This window comes from Pedobacter sp. ok626, from assembly GCF_900100435.1.
Taxonomy (GTDB): domain Bacteria; phylum Bacteroidota; class Bacteroidia; order Sphingobacteriales; family Sphingobacteriaceae; genus Pedobacter.
Window position 1 is genome coordinate 145,929 of record NZ_FNEX01000005.1, and the last position, 12,153, is coordinate 158,081.

Below are 12,153 nucleotides of genomic sequence, written 5' to 3' on the forward strand. Positions count from 1 at the left end.
TTGTAATAATGATTATTTCAATTCTCCTGATAGATAATAATTAGGATCATCAACACTGGTAATACTACCAACCTGACCTTGAACCGGGTCTAATTTGTAATCCAATGTAAATTTATGATCAGCAAAGATTTTTGTTAGCGGTAAAACTGCATTCAATATAACAGCTGTTCTTTCTTCAGTATTTACAAATTCAAAATCATAGGTTCCATCTACGGTCTTAGTATAGGTGTAAATAAATTCAGAAACTGTTGGAAGAATACTTCTGAAAGTAGTAACCGTAATCTTCATTTGTTTGATTTCATCATTGAAAATGAAATTAATATTGCCCAGTCTTCTCGTGTTAAGGGTTAAGTAAGTAGACATCGTAGCACGCATGCTGGTAAAGCTTGGCGACCAGGTCTGGAATGGGGTAGAGAACACGGTAATAGATTTAAAACGATCAGTTCCCATTAAGATATGCAATGGAATGATTGGAAGATCACCTCTTAAAATCTCAATTTGTTTCCCTGTGGTAGTTGTTGCTATAAGCTGGTTCTTAGCTTTATTCCATTCAATTGTTTTGAATGCAATATTGTTAAAAACAAGCGGTTTATTGAAGAACATCCCATTGGTTGTATAGGCAAAAGGTGCTTCGGCTGTTTTTACCACACCATTTTCTAACCAGGTAAAAAAGGCCTTTTTCACATTTAGCGTCATGTTCACAGAAAATTGAACTTTGCTCACCTCCTCATTACCTGTGATGTAAAGGTTTTTGTTGGCATCGAAATAGCCCGTCAAATCTGACATTAAGGTTTTAAGTCCACCTTTCAGGTAAAAATCTTGCTGCTCTGCATTCAGCTTCACCAAAAACAAATCACTTCTTCTCTTTTTTCCAACAAGTTTAATGGTGTCTCCTTTTATGGCGGAAAACTCAAATTCAAAATCAGATTTAAAACCTACGCCGGCAGTTCCGCCAACAACATCCGAATTTGGATCTGCAAGTAAATGCAGATAGTTATAAGTGTCGAATATTAGGGAAGCTCCCATAACTGCTTTAAGTCTATAAGTGCTTTCCATCAAATCCTTGGCGGTGCCAGCATCAATTTCAGCAAGCATTTTTACACGGTCCTGGTCATTAAAGTCCATGTAAAAGCCGTAGCCACCACCACCTTCAGTAAATAGGTAGCCGGCCCAGCCATTCTTGGCAGATGTAAGTGTTTTACCGTATGTTTCTAAACTTTCTTGTGATCTTAATTCCGGCAGTTTTCCGTCGATCATTAAATCTTCGGATCCTTTTTTACAGCTGCTTAATGCCAGTGCTAAACAGAGTATGCTTAATATTTTGATTTTCATAGTAATTATCTGATGAGTGATCCGTAAAAGTAATTTGAAGTATTAACCTCGCCTTTGAAGCCCCCTTTTGTTAAATTTTGTGGAGATAAAAATGATGCTATGGAAGCTTGCTCAATGATATCTAGCAATGGTTTTAATTGAGGTCTGTATTTTGTTCCTTTATCTGTTTCTACTCCTGTAATCGTATTGTCCGCTACAAAAGTCACTTTATCACCTACAACAGTTACTTTGTAATTGAAAAACCATTCTTCATTTGTACTGCCATTTTTAACCGTCATCACCAGGGTTGCAATTGGTTTTCCAACCAGCATACCAAACCTTAGTTCAAATTGATCTGCTACAGTAAGCGCAGCGCTGGCTGTTTTTACAGCTGCGGCTGCCGAAGTATAGGCAGTAGTAAATGACGTAGAATGATTTTCATCGCTTTTTGCAACAGTCATCTTACTATAAGTATTTCTGCCTAAGTTGAAAGCAAAGGTTGTGGTACGACCAGTTTCTCTATCAAATGAAGCCTTAACCTCGGCTTGTAACTTTCTGAAATTGATGTTGTAAGCCATTTTGAAGTAGTTTACAATCATTTGTTCCTTTTGTCTTAATCTAGGCTTTCCTAAGTCACCTGCGGTATTTACATAAGCATCAAACCAATCCTGACCTTCTACCAGTAGAAATGCAATCATTTCTACGAAATCCTCATTGTCATTACTTCTTGAATATCTGGAAACAAAACCAAGTCTTTTTGCTTCATTGGCTGTATTTACGTTAGCAGTCCAGTTTGCTGCATATTCCGGAGATATTCTTGGGAAATCTTCAGGTATTGGTGAATTCTGGTGAAGTATATGGCCAAACTCATGATGAATGGTATGCATCATTTGTTCTACATTGGCTGTGTTTGATTTCTGAAAACTATTAATGATAAATAGGTTGATTCTTCTACCGGCATCAGCAGTTCCAAGTGTGATGGTACCATCATTATTATATTCCGCACTGCCGATTAAAACAATTTGCTTAGGCACATAAGGTTTAATAAATTCTGCACCTGCAACGGTTAAATAGGGGCTAAGCCAGATGGATTTTACCGTTTCCATAGCTGGAATAACTTTGCTCTCCAGTGGTGGAACTAAGTCCTTAGCCAAGGATACCTGATAGCGATCCCAACGGTATAAAACCTCAATATTGAATGGATCAAGGTATTCCTTTTGCAACCATTCGTCTGTTGCTCCCGGTTTAAAGGAATCGATGTTAAAGTTGTCCATATTGGCGTTAAGTGGGCCATCTTTTTTACAAGACGCCAGCGCCAGACACAGAATAGCTATATAGTTTATCAATCGTTTCATTAGAAAATATATTTTTATATTAATTTTTATGTCTGCCTATTTTAACGTGGATTTTGTGCTACTCCCGAAAGGACAACTTCTTTGGGTAACTGGAACAGCCTACGAGGATCAGTCGGCGTAAGCTCAACGATTTTCTCTTTTCCGTTAATATCCAATATGTTGTGTTTCACCGTCATTTTATGTCTTAAGATATCAAACCAACGCATGCCTTCTGTAATGAATTCCATTTTCTTGAAATCAAGAATTCCTTTTATGAGTACTTCTTTTTCATTGGTACTTCTGTAAAAACCTTTTAGTTTATCCAGTGTCAAAGCATCAGTCGCAGGATTAAAATTCACAATTCTGGTACTAATAAAGCTGTTAAGATCTTTTAAAGCTAGTTCTGTACTTCCCAACTCCACATAAGCTTCGGCTCTGTTTAATAAGGCTTCATCGGTAGTAAAAGCAGGGAGAATGGTGTAGCCGATTCCTGAGCTTGAATTTACGCTGGTAAGAGAGAAATGCTCTTTCCATTTAGCCATTGTATAATGCGGCGCACCACCAAAAGAGTATAATTTATGTGCCCAGACTCTACCGGTAGCATTACTGCGGTTAAAGATCTCATCGGCCAATTTCTGACCGAAACCAAATCTTTGTGAGCCTCTTCTTGCCCACCATGAAACTGTTTCGATTAACAGCAAGTTAGATTTTTCGGTCGTTTGTGAGAATCTGGCCCGCAAATCCTGTGGGGTTAATGCAAAATACTCAGTACTCCATGGACGCAAGTTTGTCTCTACAATTTCACCGGTAAAAACATTACCTGCATGGTCTATTACCTTATTGTAATCACCTTTGAAAAGGTAGAAACGGGTAGCGAAAGCGTTTGCTGCAGCAATGTTAAAGTGGTATTTCTGTACTTTATAAGCTGTGTTTTTGATCAATGGTAAGCCTTCTTCTAAATCACGTTGTATTTGCTCATAAACAGATTTTACAGTTCCTCTGTCATATTTCTGAAAAACTACAGTTTCAGGAGCGGTAACATAAGGTACACCAGGCGCATCATTTGCACCATTGATGTCATAAGTTTTTGCATACAGGGTTACCAACATAAAATGTGCATAAGCACGGGCTACTAAGGCTTCTCCTCTGTAAGGACGAATCTTAGGATCGTTCATGTTTTTATCGATATAACTTAATGCCTCATTTGCTGCGGCAATAGCCGTATAGCATGCGTTCCAGTAAAAATCGGTAGAACCTTGTGCGCGGTCTCTTACTTCCTGCCACATATAAGGATCTGTATTGGTAGGGTCTTCTGTACCTTCACTTGGGCCTTTATCCTCTGCTGCATCAGAAGCAGGTTCTGTAAAGCTGATGTATTCTGCTTTAGGGTAGGCGGAGGTTAAGAGTTCGGCTACTTTTTCAACGGAGTTTAATTCCGAACGCATGTCTGGAACTGTGTCCAGGTATTTCTCGCAACCTGTGGTAGAAAACGCAAGCGTTGCAAGTAGTATATATTTTAAGTTTTTGTTTAAATTCATGTTAATCTGTGTTTAGAAACCTAATTTTAATGAGACCGTAAATTGACGCGGAACAGGAAGCGATACTCCACCTGAAGTATAGAATTCAGGATCTTGTCCGTTTAAGCGTTTATCAGCATACAACAAGGCGATGTTGTTTCCTACAACACTAACTGAAGCGTTGTTTGCGCCAATTTTTCCAGAGATAAGTTTTGGTAGACTATAGGTTAGCATAATTTGCTTAAGACGGATAAAACCACCATCAGCTACTCTTACATCTGTGTAATTGTACACATTGTAAGGATAATCAGAACCCAGATTACTGTTTACAAATTTATCCGCTATACTAGGGATGTTGGTTCTCAATTCATCTCCCGGTTGCATCCATCTGCCAACAAAATCGTTAGACATAGAAGATAGGTCGTTATAGCCTGCAGAGAAAGCAGGGTTTAACCTGATTTTGTTTCCTGCACTAAAGGTTAAAAGCGTGCTTAAAGAGAAACTCTTGTAAGTAAAGGTGTTAAAGAAACCCCCATTCATTAATGGATCTGTCGGGCCTTCATATTTTAGGTGAGAAATATTATCATCCTGTAAATAAACATTGCTTACATGACGTTCGCCATTTACACCTACAAAAGTAGGGGTACCTGTTTGTGGATTTAATCCATCAAATTGAACGGAGAACAATCCTCTTTGTGGATAACCTTCCAGTGCATCACCGCCTGCAGAAATTAGGTTCCAAACCAATGGAACACTCTCCAGTTTGGTTATTTTACCTTTATGGTAACCGAAGTTTAATTGAGAACGCCATTTTAATCCGCTTCCATTCAATATCTGACCTGCAGTTGTTACCTCAATACCTCTGGACTTCATGTCGGCATAGTTGGCGTATTTTATAAACTGACCACCGATGCCTGAAGTTCTTACCGCACCAATCAGATCATAGCCATTTCTTTTGTAAAGATCTACTGTAAGACTTAAACGGTCTTTTAAAAAGCCCAGATCAAAGCCGATATTGGTTTCTAATTGTTTTTCCCAGGTCAACTCAGCGTTTTTAAGTCCACCAATAACCAATGCAGTTTCAATATCACTTAAAAATGGTCTCTTTGTACTTTGGTTATTCAAGATCAAACTTGCATTTGTTGCAGGCCCCATGCTGGCCGTTAATCCATAAGTACCTCTTATCGTAGCTCTGCTTAACACATCTTGCTTTTCAAAGAAGCTCTCCTGGTCCATATTCCATGCACCACTGATGTTCCATGTTGGCAACCATCTGGCAGTCGTTGTACCACCAAGTAAGTTAGATCCATCGTACCTCATGGTACCGTTAATACTATATTTGCCTTTGTAAGAGTAAGCCACTCTACCTAGATAAGAAAGGTATCTTTCTTTCATGGTATTCATGTTGTAATAGAAAAAGTTACTCTCCACACTTTTCTTAAAATAGTCGGGATCGATAAATGGTACACCACCACGATCGTATTGATAGCCCACTCCATCAAATGCGCGACGTTGTCTGTCAGTAAAGCGCATTTCGGTAGATAAGAATGCATTTAGCAAATGATCACCATTATATTCTTTGTTCCATTCCAAAGAGTTTCTCATGTAATAGTTTTCCATGTTGTCGCTGTTTACATTGTAAAAGCCACCTGCTGGTAAGATTACTCTTGGCAAAGCATTTGGATTATCTGGATCCTTGTAAAGGAATTTATTGTTATTGATTACGTAAGAATCACCTGCGGCTCTATAAGCCATAGGCATATTCGAATTGTCGTTAATGCGGTGCTCATTATCACTTTTTACATAGCGGTAAGCAGCATCAAAGGAATACTTTAGGCCATTGATGATTTTATATTTCAAACCACCCTGAATTTTAAAATCGATCATTTTAAGCTGCATGGTGTTGTTTTCCAATTCATGCAGAATATTGAAAGGGGCAAAGTTTTGAACAAAGAATTCTTTATTTCCCTGTTCGTCGAAAGCAGTAAGCGTACGACTGGTGTTTAGGGCATAAGTAAATGGATTAATGTCAAATTCTCTGGTAAACTGACCGCTAACGGCACTACTTCTTCTTCCAAGGGAACCCGGTGTAAATTGATTACGGATCGATCCCTGGGTGATTAACTCAATGCTTAGTTTATTAGATAAGTCAAAGCTACCCCTCACATTTCCTGTGAATCTTTCAACGCTGTTTCCAACAGTCCAGCCATTATCACCTAAGTAACTGGTAGATATGTAGAACTTAGATTTGTCCGTTCCACTGGTTACGCTTAGCGCATGTTCCTGCATAAACGAATTTTTAAATAACAGGTCAAACCAATCGGTATTTGCGTTGGCATATCGCGTTAAAAATTCTTTTCTGCTAGGTGCATCATTTCTTAAATTGAACTGATCGGTTGCGCCATCATACTGGTACATCTCATTGTACATTTTGTAAAATACACCGCCACTTGCACCTCTTGAAACTTCAGAATGATTTAACCAACCTTTGTTCATCATTTCTGCAAATACAGACATCTGATCAGCTGAGTTCATGATGTCATATTCATTATAAGAAGGTTTTAGGTAGGTGGTGAAGTTCCCTGTGTAAGAAAGTACCGGTTTACCATCTGTTTTTTTACCTTTTTTAGTCGTCACAACAATTACCCCATTCATTGCGCGGGCACCATACATTGCTGTTGCGGATGCATCCTTTAATATTTCGAAGCTTTCGATGTCATCAGGATTTAATCCAGCTACAGAAGATCCGATTAATGTACTTGGATCACCAGTAGAAAGTTGTTCATTGGAAATGTTTACCACATCTTCTAATATGATACCATCTACTACCCATAGGGGTTTATTTTCACCGTTGATGGAAGTTGCACCTCTAACCCTGATTTTAGGAGCGGCTCCGAAAGTACCGGAAACATTTTGTACCGAAACACCGGCAACACGACCTTCCAACATTCTACTAACATCAGGAACACCGGCACGCTCAGCATCTGATGCTTTAATTTTTGCTGATGCTCCAGTAAAAAGTTTTTTATTCAGGTCCTGGTATCCTGTCATTACAATGTTCACCTCATTAAGGCTACTGGTTTGCAAAGTCAGTCTAATTACTTTCAAATCCCTTGCAGCTTTGATTTCCAGGTTTTCAAAACCGATATAAGAGACTACTAAAGTCGCATTCTCATCTACATTGGGCAATACGAAATCGCCATTGGCATTCGTTTTTGTTACCTGTGATGAGCCTTTTACGGCAACTGTAGCGCCGGGTAAACCTTCGCTGTTTTCATTTACTACTTTTCCTTTTACATCAATTGTAGCGAAGCGATTAATTACACGATCAATAAAAGACGTCTCCTTTTCTTTGATGACCACTGTTTTTTTATCTATCGTATAGTTTAGGTTTTTCCCTTTCAACAATTCATCCATTACTTTCTCCAATGGGGTGTTGTTGAATTTAACATCTATACGCTCTGTGCTTTTGATCTTTTTTGAAATCAACAATACATCATAGCCTGTTTGTTTTCTAATTTCTCTAAATACCTCATCAAAAGATACTTTGTTTTGGTTCATGGTTAGCTTTTGAGCGAAGGAAGAAGCGCTAACCTGTAGTAGGGTAGTCATTAATAGTAAGGCTGTCAACCTCATTATTAATAGTGATTTGTGTATGCAGCGCAATTGCCTGCACAAAATTTTGGTATAAATTTTATACATTTCTAATCGGTTAATTCGTAATAATTTGTGTGGGTGGTTTTTGGTTTCTATTCGGGTATTATTTGTTTTATTTTTTCAATACGATGATTTTATTCGCTTCTATTTCAAACTTTACGGCGTCTGTAAGTTCTAAAAGGTTTAATACATCAGCTATGCTGCTAAATCGGCTCAATGAACCGTAAACATTTCTGCTCTTAATGTTCGGGTCTTTGTATTCAATACTTACATTATACCAACGGGAAATTTTATTCATCGCCTGTTCTAACGTTTCGTTGTTGAATCTGAAATAACCATTTTTCCAGGCGATTGCATCTTCAGTTTTTACCTGGTCGACATAGATTTTATTTGCTTTTATGTAGGCTTGTTCGCCAGGCTTAATGATTACGTCTGTTTCATTTTTATTGTATGAAAAGCCAACTGAAACGGATCCCTCTAATAAAGTTGTTTTGGTGTTTCCATCTTCTTTATAAGAATTGACGTTAAAATGGGTACCCAGCACTTTGATTTCCTGATCGGTTGTCCGAACTATAAAAGGGTGGGAACTGTCTTTTGATACTTCAAAGTATGCTTCTCCATTAAGTTCAACTTTTCGTTCATTAAGTGTTGCAAATGAAGCCGGATAGCTGAGGGAGGAGGCTGCGTTAAGGTATACTTTGGTTTGATCGGGTAGGGTAATGGTATAGGTTTCGCCTTTAGCCGTAGAGAGCGTGTTGATTTTATCCTTTGCTGAGGTTGCTTCTTTTACTTCATATAGAATCTGGCCATCTTTAGTTTTGGTAATGCGAACTCCCGCTTCATTAGCCAATTCTCCTTTTGTAGCGGCATCTAATCTGATTTTACGACCATCGGCTAAGGTTAGTATTGCTCCATTTCCGCCCGGTTTTATATTTTTCAGATAGGCAGTTTGTCTCATTTTGTCCGCTTGCTTTTCCGAATAATAAAATAAACTGATTCCTAGTACCAAAGCAAAGGAAGCGGCAACAGCAATACGCGGCCACATCTTAATGCGGTGCGGTTTTGAAATCTGTAGGTTAGCTTCTGTTGTTATATTTTTAAATATGCGTTCGGCTAAGGCTTCCTGGTTTTCATCAGTGGTTACATTTTGCTCCAGATTTTCATAAGTAGCATACCATTCGTTAAATTCTTCCATTTCCTGTTCGGAAATGGTGCCTTTAACGATTTTATCGGAAAGCATATTTATTTTATGTTCGTCCATTTTTAGGGCAGTTTAGAACATAGTTCCACGAGTACTGCTATACCCTACCTTTTATTTTAATTTATTTTATTTTTTTGAATTTTGTTCCGGACAAGGCAGCTTTCAATTGAGGAAGAGTATAAATATCAGGGATAGGCCCAGTTTGGTTTTTAAAACTTTTAGGGCTTGTGTGACATGCTTTTCTACAGCTTTTTCAGAGATCCCCAATTCAGCAGCGATCTTTTTGTTGGTGTAATTCTCATCTCTACTCATGTTAAAAACCAATTTACATTTCGGCGGTAACGTGTCGATGATTTTACTTAATCGCCCTTGAAGTTCTTCTAAGTCGAATTGACTCCAATCGTAGTTCTGGTTTTGAAAATTCTCCAATTCAGCTTCAGTTCCAAGTTGTTGTTCAATAATAGATCTTTTAAAACGTTTAGCTCTTCTTTTAATCACCTGGAATTTTATGGCTACGGCCAGATAATTCTCAAAATTAACTTTAAGCTGAAAGCGCTCTCTGTTTTTCCAGAGATTTAAAAAGATATCTTGGACGGCTTCTTCTGCTTCGGCGGGATCATTTAATCGTTTCGAGGCAACAAAGTAAAGTTTGCTCCAAAAACGGTCGTAGATAATTTTAAACACGGTTTCATTGCCATGCCTTAAAAGGTCTGCCAGTTCCTGATCAGAAAGTGAAGCATAGCTTGCCATTTTTTATCCCTAAAGCTGCAAGTTTACAGAAATTTAATAGTTTTTTAAAACTGAGAATCAATCTTATACTCAACATTTTGCTGTGGTAAGACCAATAAGTTGTATCATTGCCAAAAAAACAGACCATGATTAGATTGAATAGTGAAACACCATCAGAAGTACTTCAGGAAGTTAAGAAGGGAGATTTGGTAACGGATACCTTTAGTAAGACTGGCCTGGTTGAAAGTATTGAGACTTCTGATGATGGTCTATACCGGATTTATACCTTTCATTTAGTTACAGGCCGAACCATTGTCATTAAGCGATAGGCTTAAGCTTAAGGGCTAAGCTATGGCAACTGGATAATTTTTGATCGCTATCTAATTATAAAAGATATGTAGATATATTTGGCGGATGAAAGATGGGGCAGATCTTATATGGTTAAAATTTAAGGAAGGTGATGAGGAAGCTTTTTTGGAGCTCTATCGCATGCATTATCTGGGCCTTATCAATTATGGAATAAAGCTTACGGGAGATAGAGAAATAGCCAACGAATGTTTGACCAATATGTTAATGCAATTGTGGGACAGCCGATTAAAGCTGCCAGAAGTAACCAATGTTCGCGCCTATCTGATTACCTGTCTTAAGCGTGTTGCATTCTCCCATTTTAAATCTGTACAAACAAGGAGAATCAAGGAAGGGAAAGCTGTTGATCTGATGGAAGAGGGGCTTAGTCAGGCTGATTATTTTGATGCCATCCAAAACAATTCAGTCCTTCGCTCAGCCTTATTAAAAGCCATGGAAGTGTTAACGGAAAGGGAAAAGGAATTGATTAAACTCAAGTTTTTTGATGATCTGGACTATGATGAAATCGCGGACAAATGCGGTATCACCAAAAGGACTGCTTACAACATCACTCACGATGCCATAAAAAAACTTCGGGAGAGTTTAAAGGAAAAAAATGGTGAAGATTATTACAGTCTGCTCTGCATTGTGATCTTTTTAACACTTTATTTGAAATAATTTTAATTTTTGTAGTAAAAAGGAAATGGTTTACTCCTCTATAGCTAAATTTTAATAAATGGACCATTTAGCTTACGACATAGAGGACTTTTTATGTGATGTCTCTTTCCAGCGCTATTGCCTGGGGAATGACGATGCCGATGTTGTTTATTGGAGCAGATGGGTTGCAGCTCATCCAGAAAAAAAGCATCAGTTAGAAAAGGCAAAAAAGCTATATTTCGAATTAAATGGGAATATCACTGATCGGCATTTTCGTGCGGATTATGCTGCATTTAAGGAAGCCTTCTCAAAGAGAAAGGCTGGTTACATAGTGGACGAGGATAACCATGAACCGGTAAAAGTAAAGCTGTGGCCGAGGATTATTGTTGCGGCTTCCATCGTATTTGCAATTGGTGCCGGACTTTGGTTTTATCAAACTGCTCAGCAGAAAGGTGGCAGAGCGACCATTATGGCCAATGATATTAAGCCTGGCAAAAATATTGCGACAATGACATTGGCTAATGGACAAGTCATTAATCTAAGTGATGCAAAGCGAGGAGTGGTGATTGATGCTGCTCAGCTGAGTTACAGTGATGGGAGTAGTCTGGAGCATTTATCTGAAGGAAATACAATAAACAATCTTGAGAAAATTATGATATCTACTCCACGTGGTGGACAATACCAGGTGGAGTTACCCGATGGAACTAAAGTTTGGCTCAATGCGGCTTCTTCTATTAGTTTTCCCTCTTCATTTTCTGGGCTAGACCGACGAATGGTTGAGTTGAGTGGCGAGGCTTATTTCGAAGTAACTAAAACAAAGACCAAACATATACCCTTTGTGGTAAGTAGTAATGGACAGGAAGTAGAGGTTTTAGGAACGCATTTTAACATCAATGCTTACACAGACGAAAGTAGCATTAAGACTACGTTATTAGAAGGTTTAGTTCGTGTAAGTAATGCTGCAAAAACTAAAGAAGCTAAGACCGCTGAAATTGTAATTCATCCTGGTGAACAGGCGCAGTTTGCTCGTGGGCTGATTCGTACTAATCAAGTTGATGTTGGAGAGGTAATGTCCTGGAAAGAAGGTTATTTTCAATTTAATAATGCAGATATAAAGGCCATCATGCGACAAATTTCAAGATGGTACGATGTGGATGTGCGTTATGAAGGAGCTACACCCGAACTCGCATTTTCGGGGGAAATTCAAAGGAACCTTAGCATATCTCGGGTGCTGAAAATACTAAATAAAAGTGGAGTTCATTTTAGGATAGAAGGAAAGGAGGTGATCGTTATGCCATAAATTTACTTTCTTAATACAAGTAAATACCCTAAAAAAAACCAGAAGTGCTCGATACACTCCTGGCTCCGTTTGCTGATTGATCAGTAAAGGTATCTGGGTCTA

9 protein-coding genes are annotated in these 12,153 nt (G+C 38.4%); 3 read left to right on the forward strand and 6 right to left on the reverse strand.

The window, feature by feature from the left end; translation table 11 throughout:
* Nucleotides 1-12: 12 nt before the first annotated feature.
* From BLS35_RS08900 to BLS35_RS08925, 6 genes are all read right to left on the reverse strand, one after another.
* Nucleotides 13-1,332 (reverse strand): DUF4302 domain-containing protein, encoded by a 1,320-nt coding sequence (locus BLS35_RS08900; protein ID WP_090779984.1) that lies wholly within the window; start codon nucleotides 1,330-1,332, stop codon nucleotides 13-15.
* Nucleotides 1,333-1,337: 5 nt separating this feature from the next.
* The gene (locus tag BLS35_RS08905; RefSeq protein WP_090779986.1) at nucleotides 1,338-2,666 is read right to left on the reverse strand and encodes a zinc-binding metallopeptidase; all 1,329 of its coding nucleotides are present in this window, start codon (nucleotides 2,664-2,666) and stop codon (nucleotides 1,338-1,340) included.
* A gap of 41 nt (nucleotides 2,667-2,707) precedes the next feature.
* The gene (locus BLS35_RS08910) at nucleotides 2,708-4,183 is read right to left on the reverse strand and encodes a RagB/SusD family nutrient uptake outer membrane protein (RefSeq protein WP_090779989.1); all 1,476 of its coding nucleotides are present in this window, start codon (nucleotides 4,181-4,183) and stop codon (nucleotides 2,708-2,710) included.
* A 12-nt stretch (nucleotides 4,184-4,195) separates the two neighbouring features.
* On the reverse strand, nucleotides 4,196-7,798 hold the full coding sequence (locus tag BLS35_RS08915; RefSeq protein WP_254778781.1) for a SusC/RagA family TonB-linked outer membrane protein: 3,603 nt from the start codon (nucleotides 7,796-7,798) through the stop codon (nucleotides 4,196-4,198).
* Between the two features lie 133 nt (nucleotides 7,799-7,931).
* Complete coding sequence (locus BLS35_RS08920; RefSeq protein WP_090779995.1) at nucleotides 7,932-9,080, reverse strand: FecR family protein; 1,149 nt, start codon at nucleotides 9,078-9,080, stop codon at nucleotides 7,932-7,934.
* Between the two features lie 102 nt (nucleotides 9,081-9,182).
* Nucleotides 9,183-9,770, reverse strand: coding sequence for an RNA polymerase sigma-70 factor (locus BLS35_RS08925; protein WP_090779997.1), 588 nt, complete (start codon nucleotides 9,768-9,770; stop codon nucleotides 9,183-9,185).
* Between the two features lie 125 nt (nucleotides 9,771-9,895).
* Here BLS35_RS08925 and BLS35_RS08930 point away from each other — a divergent pair, with 125 nt between their 5' ends.
* From BLS35_RS08930 to BLS35_RS08940, 3 genes are all read left to right on the forward strand, one after another.
* A complete protein-coding gene (locus BLS35_RS08930; protein ID WP_090780399.1) occupies nucleotides 9,896-10,078 on the forward strand; it encodes a hypothetical protein in 183 nt (60 codons plus the stop codon).
* 85 nt (nucleotides 10,079-10,163) lie between these two features.
* Nucleotides 10,164-10,772 carry an RNA polymerase sigma factor gene (locus tag BLS35_RS08935; protein ID WP_090779999.1) on the forward strand — a complete coding sequence of 203 codons (609 nt, stop codon included), beginning with the start codon at nucleotides 10,164-10,166 and terminating at the stop codon, nucleotides 10,770-10,772.
* A gap of 58 nt (nucleotides 10,773-10,830) precedes the next feature.
* The gene (locus BLS35_RS08940; RefSeq protein WP_090780002.1) at nucleotides 10,831-12,051 is read left to right on the forward strand and encodes a FecR family protein; all 1,221 of its coding nucleotides are present in this window, start codon (nucleotides 10,831-10,833) and stop codon (nucleotides 12,049-12,051) included.
* Nucleotides 12,052-12,153 lie beyond the last annotated feature (102 nt).